This is a genomic window from Massilia eburnea (assembly GCF_050709955.1).
Lineage (GTDB): Bacteria > Pseudomonadota > Gammaproteobacteria > Burkholderiales > Burkholderiaceae_D > Rugamonas > Rugamonas eburnea_A.
Window position 1 is genome coordinate 1 of the sequence record NZ_JBNZFX010000002.1, and the last position, 17,764, is coordinate 17,764.

General features: G+C 62.8%; 15 protein-coding genes, 2 pseudogenes and 1 riboswitch. Of the genes and pseudogenes, 5 read left to right on the forward strand and 12 right to left on the reverse strand.

The window, feature by feature from the left end; all coding sequences use genetic code 11:
* The 3 genes and pseudogenes from ACQ4MM_RS01365 to hppD form a co-directional block, all read right to left on the reverse strand.
* A partial coding sequence (locus tag ACQ4MM_RS01365; protein ID WP_431475678.1) for a hypothetical protein occupies positions 1-241 on the reverse strand: 241 nt, incomplete at its 3' end.
* 126 nt (positions 242-367) lie between these two features.
* Positions 368-3,934: pseudogene (locus tag ACQ4MM_RS01370) on the reverse strand (indolepyruvate ferredoxin oxidoreductase family protein).
* A gap of 48 nt (positions 3,935-3,982) precedes the next feature.
* A pseudogene (gene hppD, locus ACQ4MM_RS01375) lies at positions 3,983-5,147 on the reverse strand (4-hydroxyphenylpyruvate dioxygenase).
* A gap of 127 nt (positions 5,148-5,274) precedes the next feature.
* Here hppD and ACQ4MM_RS01380 point away from each other — a divergent pair.
* From ACQ4MM_RS01380 to ACQ4MM_RS01390, 3 genes are all read left to right on the forward strand, one after another.
* Positions 5,275-5,796, forward strand: coding sequence for an Lrp/AsnC family transcriptional regulator (locus ACQ4MM_RS01380; protein ID WP_028103119.1), 522 nt, complete (start codon positions 5,275-5,277; stop codon positions 5,794-5,796).
* 3 nt (positions 5,797-5,799) lie between these two features.
* Positions 5,800-6,126, forward strand: coding sequence for a hypothetical protein (locus ACQ4MM_RS01385; RefSeq protein ID WP_431475679.1), 327 nt, complete (start codon positions 5,800-5,802; stop codon positions 6,124-6,126).
* 78 nt (positions 6,127-6,204) lie between these two features.
* A complete protein-coding gene (locus tag ACQ4MM_RS01390) occupies positions 6,205-7,116 on the forward strand; it encodes a bile acid:sodium symporter family protein (protein WP_431475680.1) in 912 nt (303 codons plus the stop codon).
* Here ACQ4MM_RS01390 and ACQ4MM_RS01395 read toward each other — a convergent pair.
* Genes ACQ4MM_RS01395 through ACQ4MM_RS01415 form a run of 5 tightly spaced genes read right to left on the reverse strand, consistent with a single transcriptional unit; the run spans position 7,058 to position 12,324 of the window.
* The gene (locus ACQ4MM_RS01395; protein ID WP_431475681.1) at positions 7,058-7,846 is read right to left on the reverse strand and encodes a substrate-binding periplasmic protein; all 789 of its coding nucleotides are present in this window, start codon (positions 7,844-7,846) and stop codon (positions 7,058-7,060) included. The two genes, ACQ4MM_RS01390 and ACQ4MM_RS01395, sit on opposite strands and share 59 nt — an antisense overlap.
* An 11-nt stretch (positions 7,847-7,857) precedes the next feature.
* Positions 7,858-8,538: a GNAT family N-acetyltransferase gene (locus ACQ4MM_RS01400; protein WP_431475682.1), complete on the reverse strand. Its 681-nt coding sequence runs from the start codon at positions 8,536-8,538 to the stop codon at positions 7,858-7,860.
* Complete coding sequence (locus ACQ4MM_RS01405; protein WP_431475683.1) at positions 8,525-9,640, reverse strand: multifunctional CCA tRNA nucleotidyl transferase/2'3'-cyclic phosphodiesterase/2'nucleotidase/phosphatase; 1,116 nt, start codon at positions 9,638-9,640, stop codon at positions 8,525-8,527. The genes ACQ4MM_RS01400 and ACQ4MM_RS01405 overlap by 14 nt, the downstream gene beginning before the upstream one ends.
* 5 nt (positions 9,641-9,645) lie before the next feature.
* Positions 9,646-10,365: a glutathione S-transferase family protein gene (locus ACQ4MM_RS01410; protein WP_431475684.1), complete on the reverse strand. Its 720-nt coding sequence runs from the start codon at positions 10,363-10,365 to the stop codon at positions 9,646-9,648.
* An 18-nt stretch (positions 10,366-10,383) separates the two neighbouring features.
* Positions 10,384-12,324 (reverse strand): transglycosylase SLT domain-containing protein, encoded by a 1,941-nt coding sequence (locus ACQ4MM_RS01415; protein WP_431475685.1) that lies wholly within the window; start codon positions 12,322-12,324, stop codon positions 10,384-10,386.
* Positions 12,325-12,387: 63 nt separating this feature from the next.
* Between ACQ4MM_RS01415 and ACQ4MM_RS01420 the strand changes: the two genes are divergently transcribed.
* On the forward strand, positions 12,388-12,972 hold the full coding sequence (locus ACQ4MM_RS01420) for a 5-formyltetrahydrofolate cyclo-ligase (protein WP_431475686.1): 585 nt from the start codon (positions 12,388-12,390) through the stop codon (positions 12,970-12,972).
* Positions 12,973-13,036: 64 nt separating this feature from the next.
* Here ACQ4MM_RS01420 and metF read toward each other — a convergent pair whose 3' ends face one another.
* Genes metF through ahcY form a run of 3 tightly spaced genes read right to left on the reverse strand, consistent with a single transcriptional unit; the run spans position 13,037 to position 15,695 of the window.
* Positions 13,037-13,876 carry a methylenetetrahydrofolate reductase [NAD(P)H] gene (gene metF / locus ACQ4MM_RS01425; RefSeq protein ID WP_431475990.1) on the reverse strand — a complete coding sequence of 280 codons (840 nt, stop codon included), beginning with the start codon at positions 13,874-13,876 and terminating at the stop codon, positions 13,037-13,039.
* Positions 13,869-14,219: a phage holin family protein gene (locus ACQ4MM_RS01430; protein ID WP_431475687.1), complete on the reverse strand. Its 351-nt coding sequence runs from the start codon at positions 14,217-14,219 to the stop codon at positions 13,869-13,871. Before ACQ4MM_RS01430 ends, metF begins: the two co-directional genes overlap by 8 nt.
* 60 nt (positions 14,220-14,279) lie before the next feature.
* A complete protein-coding gene (ahcY, locus tag ACQ4MM_RS01435; protein WP_431475688.1) occupies positions 14,280-15,695 on the reverse strand; it encodes an adenosylhomocysteinase in 1,416 nt (471 codons plus the stop codon).
* 31 nt (positions 15,696-15,726) lie between these two features.
* Positions 15,727-15,790: riboswitch (S-adenosyl-L-homocysteine riboswitch) on the reverse strand.
* 191 nt (positions 15,791-15,981) lie between these two features.
* Here ahcY and ACQ4MM_RS01440 point away from each other — a divergent pair.
* A complete protein-coding gene (locus ACQ4MM_RS01440) occupies positions 15,982-16,509 on the forward strand; it encodes a hypothetical protein (protein ID WP_431475689.1) in 528 nt (175 codons plus the stop codon).
* A gap of 55 nt (positions 16,510-16,564) precedes the next feature.
* Here ACQ4MM_RS01440 and metK read toward each other — a convergent pair whose 3' ends face one another.
* The gene (gene metK / locus ACQ4MM_RS01445) at positions 16,565-17,728 is read right to left on the reverse strand and encodes a methionine adenosyltransferase (RefSeq protein WP_431475690.1); all 1,164 of its coding nucleotides are present in this window, start codon (positions 17,726-17,728) and stop codon (positions 16,565-16,567) included.
* Positions 17,729-17,764: the final 36 nt, after the last annotated feature.

Below are 17,764 nucleotides of genomic sequence, written 5' to 3' on the forward strand. Positions count from 1 at the left end.
GAAGCCGCTGTTCTGCGACTGGTTGGTCAGCGGCGTCGAAGACGTTCTTGTAGCCTTGCTTGGTGATGTCTTCGCCGGTGAGGACCGTCACTGCCGACGGTCCTTCCAGGCTGGCGCGTGGGATACGCGAGCCGGTGATCACGACAGCCGCCGGAGATACAGCATCCTGGGCCTGTGCGACGCCAGCCAGCAAAACGAAAGCTCCTGCCGCCAGCGGTTTCAATTTGAATTTTGTCTGCATTGAAGTGGTCCTCTTGTGAAGAGGCGCCACCTTAACAAGTCCGTCTTTATTACTGAACGAATGATTTTGCAGATGCTTATGAAAAAAGCCGGGGACTAGCCCCGGCCTTTATGCGTCCGCCAAATATCAGGCAGCGTGCGTTGCGACTGCCGGCTTGCTGAATTCCGCCAGCAGCGATGCTTCCTTCTGCTTGGCCGCCTTCAGGTGGCGCTCCTTGACGTGGCCGTAGCCGCGGATGTCTTCAGGAATGCGCGCGATCGCCACGGCGGTTGCCAGGTTGTCGGCAGTCAGCTTGGCCAGGAGGGCGGACACGGTGTTGCGGTATTCGCCGATCAGGGCGCGTTCCATCTTGCGCTCCGCGGTGTAGCCGAAGACGTCCGAGGGCGGAGCCGCGCAGCCCCTTGAACTTGGCCAGCACGCCGAAGGCTTTCAGCATCCATGGACCGAATTCCTGCTTGACCAGGTGGCCTTCCTTGTCCTTCTTCTTCGCCAACAGCGGCGGCGCCAGGTGGAACTTCACCTTGTAGTCGCCTTCGAACATGCCTTCGATCTTGGCGCGGAAGGCCGGGTCGCTGTGCAGGCGTGCCACTTCGTACTCGTCCTTGTAGGCCATCAGCTTGTAGAAGTAACGCGCAACGGCTTCGGTCAGCTTCTTCGAACCCAGGGCGCCTTCCGCTGCCTGCACCTGCGCCACGAAATCGCTGTACTGCTTTGCGTATGCGGCGTCCTGGTAGGCGGTCAGCAGTTCCACGCGCTTGGCGATGATTTCTTCCAGCGTTTGGGTGCGCTTGAATTCGATCACGGTTGCCGGGGTGGCCAGCTTGGCCACGGCGGCGGTGTCGTGCGCGCAGTAGCGGCCCCAGTTGAAGGCCGACTTGTTGAAGCCAACCTGCACGCCGTTCAGTTCAATCGCCTTCATCAGCGCTTCTTCCGACAGCGGCACATGGCCTTTCTGGAAGGAGTAGCCCCAGCATTGAACATATTGGTGGCAATCGAGTCGCCCATCAGCGCGGTCGCGATCTTTCCGGCGTCGACGAAGTCCACATTGGCTTCGCCGCAGGCGCGCTTGATCTCGGCCTGCGAAGAGGTGCCTGGGAATTGCCAGTCAGGGTTCTTCACGAAGGCTGCGGTGGTGGCGCCGGTCGAATTGATGGCAGCGTGAAGTGCGGCCTTCGCCCATGCGCGACAGCGCGTCTTTCGATGCGGTCACGATCTGGTCCGCAACCGATCACCAGGTTGGCGCTGCCGGTACCAACGCGGGTCGAGTGCAGGTCGGCCTGCTTGTCGGCCAGGCGCACGTGCGACATCACCGGACCGCCCTTCTGGGCCAGGCCGGACATGTCCAGCACGATGGCGCCCTTGCCTTCAACGTGTGGGCCGCCACGGCCAGGATCTGGCCCACGGTCACCACGCCGGTGCCGCCGATACCGGTGATCAGGATGCCGTATGGGTTGGCGGTCGAAGGCAGGACCGGCGATGGCAGGGCCGGCACTTCGCCGCCACCCGCTGCTGCAGCTTTCTTCGGCTTTTTCAGGCCGCCGCCTTCCACCGTCACGAAGGACGGGCAGAAGCCGTTTACGCAGGAGAAGTCCTTGTTGCAGCTGGACTGGTTGATCTGGCGCTTGCGGCCCAGTTCAGTTTCCAGCGGTTCGACGGACAGGCAGTTGGACTGCACGGAGCAGTCGCCGCAGCCTTCGCAGACGGCTTCGTTGATCACGGCGCGCTTGGCCGCGGTCAGGGAATTCGCCTTTTTTGCGGCGGCGGCGCTTTTCCGAGGCGCAGGTCTGGTCGTAGATCATGGCCGATACGCCCGGCTTGTCGCGCAGTTCCTTCTGCACGTCCATCAGCTCGGAGCGGTGGCGCACGGTGACGCCCGGCGCCCAGTTGTAATCGTCCGGATATTTTTCAGGTTCGTCGGTGACCACGATGATCGGGGTCACGCCTTCCGCCGCGATCTGGCGCGAGATCATGCCTGGATCGAGCGGGCCGTCCACGTTCTGGCCGCCGGTCATTGCCACGGCGTCGTTGTACAGGATCTTGTAAGTGATGTTCACCTTCGCCGCCACGGCGGCGCGGATCGCCAGGATGCCGGAGTGGAAGTAGGTGCCGTCGCCCAGGTTGGTGAAGACGTGCTTCTCATTGGTGAACGGCGCCTGGCCGACCCAGGTCACGCCTTCCGCGCCCCATATGGGTGAAGGTGGACGTCTCGCGGTCCATCCACAGCACCATGTAGTGGCAACCGATACCGGCCATGGCGCGCGAACCTTCCGGCACCTTGGTCGAAGAGTTGTGCGGGCAGCCGGAGCAGAAGTAAGGAATGCGGTCGGTCTCGGGATTGGCCTTGGCCGGCAGGTTTTTCAGCGCCGCCTCCTTGGCTTCCAGGAAGGCGATACGCTCTTTCACGCGCGCGGCAACCGGATGGTCCTTGCAATAGTGCTCGATGCGCGAAGCGATGGCGCGTGCGATCTGGGCCGGATTCAGCTCATAGGTCGCCGGCAGCAGCCAGTCGCCGTGGCCGGTCTTGCCCTTGTTGCTCCACTCGCCGGTGTCGTCGAACTTGCCGACCACGCGTGGACGTTCGCCGTCCGGCAGGTTGTACAGTTCTTCCTTCAGCGCGTATTCCAGGATCTGGCGCTTTTCTTCCACCACCAGGATTTCGTCCAGGCCCTTGGCGAATTCGTGCACGCCGTCCGCTTCCAGCGGCCAGGTCATGCCGATCTTGTACAGGCGGATGCCGATATCGGCAGCGGCCTGCTCGTCGATGCCCAGGTCGGCCAGCGCCTGGCGGGTGTCCAGGTAGGACTTGCCGGCTGTGATGATGCCGATCTTCGGCTTCGGCGCATCCCAGATGATCTTGTTCAGCTTATTGGCGCGGCAGTAGGCCAGCGCCGCGTACCACTTGTAGCTGTTCATGCGGACTTCCATGTCCAGCACGGTTGTCCGGCCAGCGGATATTCAGGCCGCCCGCCGGCAGCTCGAAGTCGTCCGGCATCTGGATCTGAACGCGGTCAGGGTCGAAATCGACCACGGCGCCCGACTCGATGATGTCGGTCACGCACTTCATCGAACACCCACAGGCCGGTGTAGCGGCTCATGGCCCAGGCATGCAGGCCGTAGTCGATGTATTCCTGCACCGACGCTGGATACAGCACCGGAATGCCGCAGGCATTCAGGATGTGGTCCGACTGGTGGGCGGTGGAGGACGATTTGGCAGCGTGGTCGTCGCCTGCCAGCACCAGCACGCCGCCGTGCTTGGAAGAGCCGGCGTTGTTGGCGTGCTTGAACACGTCGCCGCAGCGGTCGACGCCCGGGCCCTTGCCGTACCACATGGAGAACACGGCCGTCATACTTGGCGTCTTCAAACAGGTTGGTCTGCTGGGTGCCCCACCGACGGCGGTCGCCGCCAGGTCTTCGTTCATGCCGGGGTGGAACTTGACGTGGTGCGCGTCGAGGTGCTTCTTGGCCTTCAATCGCGGTCTGGTCGACCGAGGTGACTGGCGAACCGCGATAGCCGGTGATGTAGCCGGCGGTATTCAGGCCGGCTTTCAGGTCGCGTTCACGTTGCAGCATCGGCAGGCGGATCAGGGCTTGCGTGCCGGTCATGAAGGCGCGGCCGCGCTCAAGGGTCCACTTGTCGTCGAGGGTAATGTCGTGCGCAGGCGATAGCTCGCCGCTCTTGACGGGTGCGTTCATCAGGTGTGTCTCCAAAAACTTCTTCGAAATTAGAACGGCGCCCTGTTCTTATTTGCGGGGCTGCCGGTGTGTCTGTTTTAGGGCTGCGGTCTTGCCTGGATCGTCCAGCACGCCGCGGCGGATCTGGTCCAGCTCAATCGATTCGAACAGCGCGCGGAAGTTGCCTTCGCCGAAGCCCTGGTCGCCCTTGCGCTGGATGATCTCGAAGAAGATCGGGCCAATCACGTTCTGGGTGAAGATCTGCAGCAGCAGTTCGCGCTCGTTGGAATCCGCGCTCGAATGGCCGTCGACCAGGATGCGCAGGCGGCGCAGTTCTTCCACGTTCTCGCCGTGGTTAGGCAGGCGGCGGTTGACCAGTTCATAGTAGGTCTCGATCGTGTCCTGGAACACGATGCCCTGGTTGCGCAGGCCTTGCACGGAATCGTAGATGCCGTCGGTGCCCAGCGCGATGTGCTGGATGCCTTCGCCGTGGTATTCGTTCAGGTACTCGGCGATCTGCGACTTGTCGTCCGACGATTCGTTGATCGGGATGCGGATCTTGCCGCAAGGCGAAGTCAATGGCCTTCGATTTCAGGCCGGTCAGCTTGCCTTCGATGTCGAAGTAGCGCACTTCGCGGAAGTTGAACAGGCGCTCGTAGAAGTCGGCCCATTCCTTCATGCGGCCGCGGTGCACATTGTGGGTCAGGTGGTCGATATAGGTCAGGCCATTGCCGACCGGGTTGGCTTCGGCGCCCGGGATGGCCACGAAGTCCGCGTCGTAAATCGAGATGTCGCCAATGGCGCCGGTCGGCTTGCCGTCAGCCGAATTCTTGCCGCGCCAGCGGTCGACCAAGTACAGCAGGGAGTCGCCCACGCCCTTGATGGCGGGGATATTCAGCTCCATCGGACCGGTTTTGTTGTCAAAACCCCACGCGCCCAGTTCCAGCGCGCGCTGGTACGCGAAGGCAGCATCGTCGACGCGGATCGCGATGGCGCATACGGATGGACCGTGCTGGCGGGCGAAGCGCTGGGCGAAGGAATCCTGCTCGGCGTTGATGATGAAGTTGATATCGCCCTGGCGGTACAGGGTCACGTCCTTGTGGCGGTGACGGGCGATAGCGGTGAAGCCCATGTTTTCGAACAGCTTGCCCAGCGCTTTTGGATCGGGTGCGGCGAACTCGACGAACTCGAATCCGTCGGTGCGCATGGGGTTGTCCCAGGGGGTGAATTTCATGCTGCGTCTCCCTATTAGAATTGCGCACAGTATAGTCCCCTGCATGCGACATTTAATTGCAAACATTTCCCAACAACGATTGGATTGAGCAATAATATTGCGAGAACCCCGATCGAACGAGGAATTTATGACCAAGATTGCGCTGGATAAAACGGATCGCAAGATATTGTCCATTTTGCAGACGGATGGCCGGCTGTCCAACCAGGATGTTGCAGAGCAAGTCAACCTCTCTCCTTCCCCCTGCCTGCGCCGCATCAAGCGCCTGGAAGAGGAAGGCGTGATCCGCCAGTACGTGGCGCTGCTGGACCCGGACAAGATCGGCCTGGGCCTGCTGGCCTACGTCAATGTGCGCCTTGAGAAGCACAGCGATGCGGCCGCCCACAGCAACGCCCGTGCCCTGGGCGTGAACCCGACCGGCACTTCGCCGCGCGCCGACTTCGCGGTGGCGGTCGAACAATGGCCGGAAGTGGTGGCCTGCTACGCCATGACCGGCGAAATGGATTACCTGCTGCGCGTGCATGTGGAAGACATGGACCACTTCTCACGCTTCATGATGGCGACCCTGTTGCGTCATCCGGCCGTGCTGGACGTTAAATCTTCCTTCGCCCTGCAGCGCATCAAAGACACCACCGCCCTGCCGCTGGTCTGATCGATGCAGAACGAAGCCAAAGCGCCCCTGTGGTTGGCAGCGGCCAAAGGCGGACTGGCAGCCGCCATGCTCGCCCTGCCGATACTGCTCCTGACGATCAGCCTCACATTCGGACCTGCGCCGTCAGGCTATGCCGGCGCCGCCTTCGGTGCGGCCATGCTGCTTGTGATCGTAGCAGGCCAGGTTCTGGCGCTGGTCGCCGGCGCTGTCGCAGGCGCCATTTGGCTCAGGAAACAGCGGCATGGCCTAGTCAAGTGGAGCGTGAACGTGCTGGCCGTCCTGGGTGCAGGCATCATCGCCTTACTCGCCTTCGTCTTGCTTACGCGGTAGTTGCCGGCGCCGCCCGGGTCGTGTCAATATTAAGACAATGACAAGCTCGCCATACGCGGGCAAAAAGGAGACCCCGCCATGCAAGGAGACATCGTCTCAACCGTGCTGCTGCCCATCGCACTTGCCTTCATCATGTTTTCCCTTGGGCTGGGCCTGACGCCCGCCGACTTTGGCCGCATCGTGCAGCAGCCGCGCGCGCTGCTGGTGGGTGTGCTGTGCCACTTCGTCCTGCTGCCGCTGGCTTGCTTCGGCATGCTGCAGGTGGCAGGCATCGGCGGCGCCTTCGCGGTGGGCTTCATGATCCTGGCGGCCTGCCCTACCGGCACCACTTCCAACCTGCTCACTTACATCGCACGCGGCGACGTCGCGCTGGCCTTGAGTTTTACCGCCGTGGCCAGCGTGCTGACCATTTTCACGCTGCCGCTGATCGTCTCCTTCGCGCTGGAATACTTTGCCGGCAGCGGCCAGAAGGTGGAGGCGCCGGTCGGCGCAATGATGAAGCAGATGGTGCTGATGCTCGGCCTGCCGGTTGCCATCGGCATGTCGCTGCGTCACCTGAAACCGGCCCTGGGCCAGCGCATCGAGGGCAGCTGCACCAAGATCGCGTCCGTCCTGTTCATCCTGATCGTGATCGCTGCGGTGGCGAAGAACTGGGTGCTCTTGCGCGACAACTTCCATACCCTTGCCCCGTTCGCAATGGCACTGAACGTGACCATGCTGGCCTGCGGCTTCGGCGTGGCCTGGCTGGCCCGGCTCTCGCGCCAGCAATCGGTCACGCTCGGTATCGAGACGGCGATCCAGAACGGCACCTTGGCGATGGTGATCGGCAGCAGCGTGCTGAAACAGGACGCATTCGCCCTGCCGGGCGCACTGTACGGGGTGTTGATGTATGTGAGCGGGCTGGCTTTCGCCTACAGTATGCGCGCCGCGCTCAATCGTGTTCGTGGAGGCGAACCAGCGATTGTTCCAGGCGCTGGTAGTCCGCCGTAGCGCGTACCCTGGCAATCGCGGTCCAGAGCGCCTCGAAACGCTTTGGCTCCTTGTCGTAGGCCTTGCGGCCCACCATCAGGTGGAAATCGAAAGTGGCGAAGGGCTGCCTGGCCAACACCACGCGGCCCTGGAAGCGCGGATCTTCCTTCAGCAGGTTTTCCGCATCGCGCCCCATCAGCACGGCGACGTCGGCACTGCCGGCCGCCAGCAGGCGCAAGCCCTCTTCCGCCGTCTTGGGCGTGTCGATCACGGTCTGGCCGCGCGCCTGCAGCATGTCCACGATGTAGTAGCCGCGCTGCGCCACCACCAGCTTGCGCGGGTTGACCAGGGTCTTGCCGTCCCAGCTTGCGCCGCTGTCGACACGCAGGTACAGGTCGACATGGTCGCGGTACATGGCGCGCTCCGGGTCCTGGGTGCCATCGGCCTTGGTCGGCGGCCGGCTGTAGGTGCGCCGGCGCGGGTTGTCGGAAGGACCCACCATGGCGTCGATCACGCCGGTGCGGGTTTCCTCTTCACAGCGCTTCCACGGGCGGGGCACAAAATTGATCTGGTCACCGGTGATCCTGGCAGCGCGTTTCAGCAATTCGATATTCAGGCCGCTACCGTCCGGCATGGTCCATGGCGCCTGCGGGATGTCTTCGTAGCAGAATTTCAATGGCGCGCCCGCCGCCTGCGCCAGCGGTGCGGCCATGGTCAAGGCTAAAGCAATGCTGCGCAGGGCGAACGGCATGAAAGCCTCCTCTACTTTTCGTCCGATTTTACTCCAGGGATCCTGTCGAACAGCTTGGTGGCGGCCCGGACGTTGGCTTTCAGGGCGTAATCGAACGATGCCAGCTGCTCTTCCATTGCTTCCTGCAACACGCTGACCGGGTCCGCAGGGCCGAGTTTCAGGTAGGCGTCGGCTTCGCCGTAGTCGCGGTGGATTTTCATGCCAGCCTTTTTGGCGATGTGGATCATCGTGGCATTGGACGACAGGCAGTGCATGTACAGGGTATCGACGTCGTTGTTGCGGCAGGCGATATTGGCGCGTTCGAACAGCTTGGAGCCGATGCCGAGGCCACGCGCGGACTTGGAGACCGACACGCCGAATTCCGCCACCTGGTCCTTTTCGGTGGCCTTGTGCTTGTCCGCATCGCGGTCGGCAAAGGCCAGGTGGCCGACAGCCACCAGCTTGAAGACGCGGTTGTAGACGCCGAACACCATGTCGCGGTCGAAATCGATGCCGCCCACGTAGCGCGTGATCTGTTCGTCATTAACCGGGGAGCCAAAGCGCAGCAGGCGGTCGTGACGCTCCAGCGTAAGGAAGTGCTTGAGTATGCGGCGGCGGTCGCGTTCGCGCAATTCCTTGACCGGCACGGTCGGCCGGTCCTTGCCGCCGAACAGGCCGCGCAGGGGATTGCGGAAAAAATTAAGGCTGGTCATCGGGGTTCTCCTGCGCGGCGATCGTCTCCCGCACCGCTTGCACGCGCGCCGCACGCACCAGCTCGGGAATCATGTGCGGTTGGCCCGCGGAGCCTTGCGCGATTTCACCCGCGTTGACTGCGCGCGCGGCGTCGAGCGCCCTGGCCAGCAATTCGCGCTGGGCAGGCGCTGTGCTGCCGGCACATTCCACAGCCGCCACCATTTGCACGAAGCGGGCCGGCTTACGGAAACCGTCGCAGCGCTCGAACAGGCCGACCAGCGCGGCGGCGTCCAGTTGCAGCGCCTGCTCCACGCTGCCGCGGTCGCGCGCCGTCATCAGCGCCAGGTCGCGGCATTCGGTCGGTACCTTCAGCCGCTTGCTGGCCTGCTCGACCTGCGGCACCGCGAGCGCCAGCGTCAGCGCGGCAAAGCGCACCGGCAGCTCAAGGTCCGCGGCGGCGGCACGGTCGATCACCGGCGCCACCGCGTGGCCGTCGCCAACCTCGGGAATGATATGAGACAGGGCGCCGCAGTCGCGCAGCGCTTCCAGCATGCGCGAAGGCTGCTGTTCCATGAGTCCGCGCGCAATTTCCTGCCATACGCGCTCGGGCACCAGCGCATCGACCTCGCCTTCGTCCACCATGCGCTTCATCAGCGCGTTGGTTTCGGGCGCCACGCGAAACTCCGGATAGCGCGCGGCAAAGCGCGCCAGGCGCAGGATGCGCACCGGGTCTTCGGCGAACGCGTCCGACACGTGGCGGAACATGCGGTCCTTGATGTCCTGCTGGCCGTTGTAGGGGTCGACCAGCACGCCATCGTCGCCGCGCGCGATGGCGTTGATGGTAAGGTCTCTTCGCACCAGGTCCTCTTCCAGCGTGACGTCGCTGGAGGTGTGGAACACGAAGCCCTTGTAGCCGGGCGCCGTTTTGCGCTCGGTGCGCGCCAGCGCATATTCTTCCTGCGTTTGCGGGTGCAGGAACACCGGGAAATCCTTGCCGACCGGGCGGAAGCCGGCGCTCACCATTTCTTCCGGCGTCGCGCCTACCACCACATGGTCATGGTCCTTGACCGGCAACCCCAGCAATTCATCGCGCACCGCGCCACCGACCACGTAAGTCTTCATCACCATCAATCGTCCGGCATCTCCGCGTCGTGCAGTGGCGCGGCTTCTGTTTCAGCCAGCGCACCGGCAATCCAGGCGTCGACTGCGGGGTGGCTGCGCATCCGCTCGCAGTAGGCGGCCAGCGCCGGCGGCAGCACCACGCCGTAGGTCTTGAAGCGGCACACCACGGGCGCGAAGAAGGCGTCGGCAATCGAGAACTCGCCGAACAGGAATTCATTATGGCCGAAGCGGCTCAGGCACTCTTCCCACATTTCGCTGATACGGCCGATATCGGCCTGGGTTGCCGGGGTGCGGCCTTTGCCAGGATAGCTGCCCTTGATATTCATCGACATGGTGCTGCGCAGGCTGCCGAAAGAGCTGTGCATTTCGGCGCAGACCGAGCGCGCCAGGGCGCGCGCCGCCACATCGCGCGGCCACATTGGCTTGTCGGGGAACTGCTCGGCCAGGTATTCGCAGATCGCCAGGCTGTCCCAGATCGCCAGCTCGCCAGCCAGCAGCACCGGCACCCGGCCACTGGCGCTGTACTTGGCGATATTGTTGGAGGTGTCGGGCTGGTCGAGCAGCACGCGTACCTCGGTGAACGGGATATTGAAGGCTTTCATCGCAACCCACGGGCGCATCGACCACGAGGAATAATTCTTGTTGCCGATAATCAGGGTCAGGCCCGGCTCACGCGCCGCGGCGAGCGTTTCGGCAAGTTTCGGATCGAGTTCTGTGGTCTGCATGGTTCCTCTATTCTCGTATTAACGGCCGCCGTAGGCAGCTTCCTGTTGTTCCTGCTCGGTGTAGCCCTTCGGCGTGACGGTGCCGCCCAGTCGCGCCTTCAGCGATTGCGGACGGCCATCGAACAGCGCCGCATAGTAGGTGGCGTTGACCATCACGTTTTTCACGTAGCCGCGCGTTTCCGTGAAGGGAATCGATTCGATGAAGATGGTGCTGTCCATCGGCTTGGTCAACTGCGTGCGCCAGGAGCGCAGCCGGCCCGGCCCGGCGTTATAGGCCGCGGTGGCCAGCACTTGCGAGCCGTCCATGCTGCCCAGCACCATGTTCATGTAATTCGCCCCCAGCAGGATGTTGGTCTTGACGTCGGTCAGCATGCCCTGCACGAAATCGGTCAAACCGATCTTGCGCGCCACCCAGCGTCCGGTGGAGGGCATCACCTGCATCAGGCCCGAAGCGCCGGCCGAGGATTGGGCATCCATCACAAAACGCGATTCCTGCCGGATCAGGCCATATACCCAGGCGCGGTCCAGGCCCAGGGTGCTGGTGGTCGGCTGCATGATGTCGTCATGCGGCACCGGATAACGGTGCGTGTAGTCGGCCTGCAAGCGGGTCTTTTCCGAGGTGTACACCATGCGATCCAGCACATGCTTGGCGCGCGCGAATTCGGCGGCGGCGATCAGTTCGCGCTCGTTCAGGCGGCGCGTCTCCCAGTTCCACTCGCGCGTGCCTTCGAAGCGCAGCCGCATTTCAAAGAACTTGAGTGCGCGCTGCAGGCCGGGGTTGGTGGCGATGGCCGCCATTTCGGCCGCCGTCGGCGCCGGACCCGGTGGCGGGATGCTCACCAGTTGGCCCAGTTCTTCGCCGGCCAGGATGCCGTAGTAACTCGATTGGTCGGCAATGCTGCGGTAGGCCGCCAGCACTTCCGGCGTATTGCTGCCGGCCTCGGCGGCGATGGCGCGTGCGTTCCAGTAGATCCAGGCCGAATCCTTGCGCAATTGCGCCGGCATGGCGGCAATGGTGGCCTTCACCGTTTTCCAGTCGCGCTCACGCAGGGCGATGCGGGTCTTCCATTGCATCTGGTCGCTGGACAGAGGCGCCCCGGCCGACTTGGCCCAGTAGCCTGCCGTGTCGGGCGAGAAGGAATAGGACGAGACCAGCGCCAGGTTGGCCCAGCCGATGGCGCGTTCCTGCGGCGTCAGCTGCGGCGAATTCTTTTCCAGCGCCATCCGCGCCAGGTTCATGCTGGTGCGGGCACTGCGGCCCAGCGCTACCAGGAAGGTCTCGTGGTCGGCGCGCGTGCTGCCGGCGCCTTTGGCCAGCGCCAGCGTCGGCAAGTCCACCGCCTGGCCCATTTTCTTGTCCGAACCATTCAGCAGCATCACGACGCGCTTGGCCGGGCCGGTGGCATTGGTTTCGCCGGCCAGGCGCACCTGCGTCCACAGGTCTTCCTCGGTGAACTGGCCGGCCTGCGCCAACGCTGCGATCAACGCGCCGCAGCCTTCGCCGTAGTACGGCGGATACACCAGCAGGACGCGCGCATCGGCGGCCACGTTCTGGCCTTTGGACAGGCGCGACAACAGGTTGTAGCACTTGACCTGGGTGTCGTCCTGCAGCACGAACTGCGGGAACTGTTCATCGAAGGTGGCCCACTCGCGCTTGCGGCCCAGCTCCAGCAGCCAGTCGTTGCGCATGCGGTCGGCGATGGCGCTGCCCTGGTATTTGCTCAGGAAGGCGCGCACTTCGGGATCGGCCGCTTCCTTGAAGCGCGCTTTCAGTCGGTAGTAATCGACGTAGGAAGGAATCGAGTAATCGGCCAGGCGGGCGGCGTAAAACTCGGCTTTGGCGGCGTCGTCGCGCCGTACCGAATCGCGCAGCAGCAGGAAGGCATCATCTTCCTTGCGGCTGTCGCTTGCGTTATCCTGCGCCAAGGCCAGTGGCGCGGCGGCGCATGCTGCGACCATCAGTGCGCCGGCTATCCATTTCGAGGTGGAAATCAATGTACGACTCTCAAGGTAATTCACGATATGACCAGCCCAACTAGGATACCACGCAACCCCGAGCGCCAGCCAGCATCGGGCAAGGCGGAATTGCGCAAGCTGATGCTGGCGGCACGGCGCGCGCTGGCGCCGGAAACGCGGGCGCAGTGGGACCGGGAAATTGGTGCGAAAGTGGTGCACTGGTGGCGTGCATCCGGTGTCGGCACGCTGGGGGTTTACTGGCCCTTGCGCGACGAGCCAAACCTGCAAGCCTGTTATGCGGAATTGGCGGAACTGGGCGTGAAGCTGCTGCTGCCGATGGTGCTGGAGAAGAATGCGCCGCTGGCATTCACCGCATGGAGCATCGGCGAGCCGATGGTGAGGGATGCGATGGGGGTGGCGGTGCCGGCCACGCTACGCCTGGCGCAAGAATATCCGCCGGCCTTGCTGATTCCTTGCCTGGGCTATAACCCGCAGGGCTACCGCCTGGGCTATGGCGGCGGTTTCTACGACCGCACGCTGGCGCGCCAACCGCGCCCGGCCACCGTGGGGGTGGCCTATCGCTGCCTGGTGGCGGAGTTTGGGTCGGATGAGCATGATGTGGCGCTCGACCGCATTATTACCGAGGACTAAAACCGGCAAACGCCGGTCCGACACAAGGGTCAGGCCCGCGTTTGCCGAAACCGCTGGCCGTTGATCAGACGGAGTTTGAAACCAGCCGGTTCCACAGGGCCGTCGTGGCGACGGCCTGGTTCATCGAATAGAAGTGCAGGCCCGGCGCGCCGCCGGCCAGCAGGCGTTGGCACAGGTCCGATACCACGTCGAGGCCGAACGACTTGATCGAGGCCGAATCGTCGCCGAACGACGCCAGTTTCAGGCGCACCCAGCGCGGGATCTCGGCGCCGCACATATCCGAGAAGCGCATCAGCTGCGTGTAGTTCGTGATCGGCATGATGCCGGCCACGATCGGCACGTTCACCCCGGCCTTCTGTGCCGCGTCGACGAAATGGAAATAGGCGTCGGCGTTGTAGAAGTACTGGGTGATGGCGGCATTGGCGCCGGCATTCACCTTGCGCACGAAGGCCTGCATATCGTCCTGCGGCGAACGCGCCTGCGGGTGCACCTCGGGATAGGCCGCCACTTCGATATGGAACCAGTCGCCGGTCTCCGCGCGCACGAATTCCACCAGCTCGTTGGCGTAGCGGAACTCGCCGGACATGCCGTAACCGGAAGGCAGGTCGCCGCGCAGCGCCACCAGGCGCTTGATGCCGTGCGATTTGTATTGCTGCAGGATGGCGCGGATCGATTCGCGCGTGCCGCCGATGCAGGACAGGTGCGGCGCGGCTTCCTCGCCGGCCGCCATGATTTCGAGCACGGTGTCCAGGGTACCCTGCTGGGTCGAACCGCCGGCGCCGAAGGTCACGGAAAAATATTTTGGATGCAGCTCGGACAGTTTGGCGCGCACCAGGCGCAGCTTTTCCGTCCCTTCCGCCGTCTTGGGCGGGAAGAACTCGATACTGAAATTATGGTTAGCCATCATTGTCTTTCAACAGAAGGGTAGACAAGGCCCAGGAGATCACGCTGTACAGCAGCGCGCCACCAATGGCTGACCAGAAGCTGTCCACGTGGAAGCCGTCCACCATTTTCGCCACCAGCCAGAACATGAAGCCGTTGATGATGAAGATGAACAGGCCGAGCGACAGCACCGTGACGGGCAATGTCAGCAACAGCAGCAGCGGGCGCACCAGGGTGTTGACCAGGCCAAGCAGGAGGGCAGCAACCAAAGCGGCGCCAATGCTCGTGACACTGACGGAATGCATAAGGTAAGGCAGCGCGAACAGCGCGGCGGCATTGATTATCCAGGTGAGGACCAAACGCATAATGAGAAACCTTGGCAAACTTCGGCCCTGCCGCCGATGGGCGGCAGGGCAAGGGACTGCTTAGTAGCGGTAGTGTTCAGGCTTGTAAGGGCCTTCAACCTGGACGTTGATGTACGCTGCCTGCTCTTCGGTCAGGGTGGTCAGTTGCGCGTTCAGCTTCTTCAGCTGCAGGCGCGCGACCTTCTCATCGAGGTGCTTAGGCAGGGTGTACACGCCGACCGGGTAAGCCTTGGTGTTGGCGAACAGTTCGATCTGGGCGATGGTCTGGTTGGCGAACGAGGACGACATCACGTACGAAGGGTGGCCGGTGCCGCAGCCCAGGTTCACCAGGCGGCCTTCGGCCAGCAGGATGATGCGCTTGCCATTCGGGAAGATCACATGATCAACCTGCGGCTTGATGTTCTCCCACTGGTACTTCTTCAGGGAGGCGACGTCGATCTCGTTGTCGAAGTGGCCGATGTTGCAGACGATCGCCTGGTCCTTCATCTTCAGCATGTGCTGTTCGGTCAGGATGTGGTAGTTGCCGGTGCAGGTGACGAAGATGTCGCCGTGTTCAGCGGCGTAATCCATGGTCACCACGCGGTAGCCTTCCATGGCGGCCTGCAGGGCGCAGATCGGGTCGATCTCGGTTACCCACACTTGCGCCGACAGGGCGCGCATGGCTTGCGCCGAGCCCTTGCCCACGTCGCCGTAGCCGGCGATGACGGCGACCTTACCGGCTACCATCACGTCGGTGGCGCGCTTGATGCCGTCCACCAGCGATTCGCGGCAGCCGTACAGGTTGTCGAACTTGGACTTGGTGACGGAATCGTTCACGTTGATGGCAGGGAAGGCCAGTTTGCCTTCCTTGTGCATCTGGTACAGGCGGTGCACGCCGGTGGTGGTTTCTTCGGTCACGCCCAGGATTGCCGGCAGGCGCTTGGAGTACCAGGTCGCATCCTTGGCCAGGTGGGCCTTGATGGAGTTGAACAGGCAGATTTCTTCTTCCGAGCCGGGGTTGTTCAGCACCGAGATGTCTTTCTCGGCGCGGGCGCCCAGGTGCAGCAGCAGGGTTGCGTCGCCGCCGTCGTCCAGGATCATGTTGGAGTACACGCCTTCACCCGGCCATTCGAAGATGCGGTGGGTGTAGTCCCAGTAGTCGGCCAGGGTTTCGCCCTTGACTGCGAACACCGGGGTGCCGACGGCAGCGATAGCCGCGGCAGCATGGTCCTGGGTCGAGTAGATATTGCAGGACGCCCAGCGCACTTGCGCGCCCAGTGCTTCCAGGGTGCGGATCAGCACTGCGGTCTGGATGGTCATGTGCAGCGAGCCGGTGATGCGCGCGCCTTTCAGCGGCTGCGCAGCGGCGAATTCCTCGCGGATTGCCATCAGGCCCGGCATTTCCGTTTCGGCGATCTTGATCTCTTTTTCGCCCCAGGCGGCCAGGCCGATGTCAGCGATGATGTAGTCTTGGGAATTTTTGAGTACGGCGTTCATCACGCCCTCCTTTCAGTGTGTTGAAAAAAGTAACGTGAGCGCGGTGTTGATGTTCCGAGCCTGGCCAGGCTTGCTGGTCGCAGCGCTCCTCGGAGATCCGGGATTGTATCACTCAAACGTTCCCAAGCACACAACAGCGATTTCCGGCAGCAAAAGTTGACTGTCGAAAATATTTACACTCAAATTCTCGAACGAAACAAAAATTGAATAACTTCAATAACTTACGTACATGGCCTGCATTTTGCTTAGCAAGGAAGTCAGTTCAACCTTGTTAAATGAGAAATACATGAAAAAACTGTTGGCCTCCGTCATCCTGCTGGGCGCTTCCATCGCTGCCCAGGCTTCGCCGATCAATGTCTCGTTCGCATTCACGAACGTGGCGACCGGTTCGTTTACCTATGATTCCAGCCTGGATGGCACGCTGATCGACTATTCCGATCTGAGCGCATTCAACCTGACTTTCCACGGCGCCACGACTTCGAGCTACGACCTGGCGTTCATCAACTCCGGCAACTTCGCCGCTTGGCACTACCTGAATTTCAATTCGGCGACCGACAGCTTCCTGATGAACAACATCGCCGGCTACCCGACCACCATGGCAGCCATCAAGAACAACTTCGGCCAAGGCTTCTTCGTGCGCGACGACGGCAAGTACATCGTCGACTATGCCGGTGGCGGCACCCAAAGCTACCAGGCGCTGCAAATCAGCGTCGACCGCGCCACCCCACCGAACGACGTCCCGCTGCCTGCCACCCCGCTGCTGACCGCCATCGGTCTGGCGGCCCTGGCCTTGGCGCGCCGCCGCAAGGCCTGATGCAGGATAAAAAAAACCGGCCACTGGCCGGTTTTTTTTGCTCGCGACGCTGGCCTTACAAGCCGGCCGCTGCGCGCAGGATCGCTGCCTTGTCGGTACGTTCCCAGCTGAATTCCGGCTCTTCGCGGCCGAAGTGGCCGTAGGCCGCAGTCTTGGTGTAGATCGGGCGCAGCAGGTCCAGCATCTGCACGATGCCTTTCGGGCGCAGGTCGAAGTGTTCCTGCACCAGCTGGGCGATCTTCTCGTCGGAGATCACGCCGCTGCCTTCGGTATACACGGTGATGTTGATCGGGCGTGCCACGCCGATCGCGTACGACACCTGCACCTGGCACTGGCGCGCCAGGCCGGCGGCCACCACGTTCTTGGCCACATAGCGGGCAGCGTAGGCCGCCGAACGGTCAACCTTGGACGGGTCCTTGCCGGAGAACGCGCCGCCGCCGTGCGGGGCTGCGCCGCCGTAGGTGTCGACGATGATCTTGCGGCCGGTCAGGCCGCAGTCGCCCTGCGGGCCGCCGATGACGAAACGGCCGGTCGGGTTGACCAGGAACTTGGTGTCCTTGATCCAGCCGGTTGGCAGCACCGGCTTGATGATCTCTTCGATCACCGCTTCTTCGATCTGCGAGTGGCTCAGTTCAGGCGCGTGCTGGGTCGACAGCACCACGGTATCCACGGACACCGGGCGGCCATCGACGTAGCGCAGGGTGACTTGCGACTTGGCGTCCGGACGCAGCCATGGCAGGCGGCCATCCTTGCGCAGCTGCGACTGGCGCTCGACCAGGCGGTGCGCGTAGTAGATCGGCGCTGGCATCAGTTCCGGGGTTTCATCGCAGGCGTAGCCGAACATCAGGCCCTGGTCGCCGGCGCCCTGGTCCAGGTCGATGCCGGCACCTTCGTCGACGCCCTGGGCGATGTCCGGCGATTGCTTGTCGTAAGCAACCAGCACGGCGCAGCCCTTGTAGTCGATACCGTATTCGGTGTTGTCGTAGCCGATGCGCTTGATGGTATCGCGGGCTACTTGAATATAATCCACGTTGGCGTGGGTGGTGATTTCACCGGCCAGCACAACCAGGCCGGTATTGCACAGCGTTTCCGCGGCAACGCGGGCGCGTGGGTCCTGGCTGAGGATGGCATCCAGAATCGCGTCGGAAATCTGGTCGGCTACCTTGTCCGGGTGGCCTTCAGAGACGGATTCAGAGGTGAAAAGGAAATCGTTGGACATCGCAAGCTCCTGACTTTGGTTTGAAATAACATTGTC

What these genes read in the sequence shown, in the direction of transcription:
- ACQ4MM_RS01380 (WP_028103119.1), top strand. Translation starts at nt 5,275, where the DNA reads ATGACCAAGATTGCGCTGGATAAAACGGATCGCAAGATATTGTCCATT.
- ACQ4MM_RS01385 (WP_431475679.1), top strand. Translation starts at nt 5,800, where the DNA reads ATGCAGAACGAAGCCAAAGCGCCCCTGTGGTTGGCAGCGGCCAAAGGC.
- ACQ4MM_RS01390 (WP_431475680.1), top strand. Translation starts at nt 6,205, where the DNA reads ATGCAAGGAGACATCGTCTCAACCGTGCTGCTGCCCATCGCACTTGCC.
- ACQ4MM_RS01395 (WP_431475681.1), bottom strand. Translation starts at nt 7,846, where the DNA reads ATGCCGTTCGCCCTGCGCAGCATTGCTTTAGCCTTGACCATGGCCGCA.
- ACQ4MM_RS01400 (WP_431475682.1), bottom strand. Translation starts at nt 8,538, where the DNA reads ATGACCAGCCTTAATTTTTTCCGCAATCCCCTGCGCGGCCTGTTCGGC.
- ACQ4MM_RS01405 (WP_431475683.1), bottom strand. Translation starts at nt 9,640, where the DNA reads ATGAAGACTTACGTGGTCGGTGGCGCGGTGCGCGATGAATTGCTGGGG.
- ACQ4MM_RS01410 (WP_431475684.1), bottom strand. Translation starts at nt 10,365, where the DNA reads ATGCAGACCACAGAACTCGATCCGAAACTTGCCGAAACGCTCGCCGCG.
- ACQ4MM_RS01415 (WP_431475685.1), bottom strand. Translation starts at nt 12,324, where the DNA reads ATGGTCGCAGCATGCGCCGCCGCGCCACTGGCCTTGGCGCAGGATAAC.
- ACQ4MM_RS01420 (WP_431475686.1), top strand. Translation starts at nt 12,388, where the DNA reads ATGACCAGCCCAACTAGGATACCACGCAACCCCGAGCGCCAGCCAGCA.
- metF (WP_431475990.1), bottom strand. Translation starts at nt 13,876, where the DNA reads ATGGCTAACCATAATTTCAGTATCGAGTTCTTCCCGCCCAAGACGGCG.
- ACQ4MM_RS01430 (WP_431475687.1), bottom strand. Translation starts at nt 14,219, where the DNA reads ATGCGTTTGGTCCTCACCTGGATAATCAATGCCGCCGCGCTGTTCGCG.
- ahcY (WP_431475688.1), bottom strand. Translation starts at nt 15,695, where the DNA reads ATGAACGCCGTACTCAAAAATTCCCAAGACTACATCATCGCTGACATC.
- ACQ4MM_RS01440 (WP_431475689.1), top strand. Translation starts at nt 15,982, where the DNA reads ATGAAAAAACTGTTGGCCTCCGTCATCCTGCTGGGCGCTTCCATCGCT.
- metK (WP_431475690.1), bottom strand. Translation starts at nt 17,728, where the DNA reads ATGTCCAACGATTTCCTTTTCACCTCTGAATCCGTCTCTGAAGGCCAC.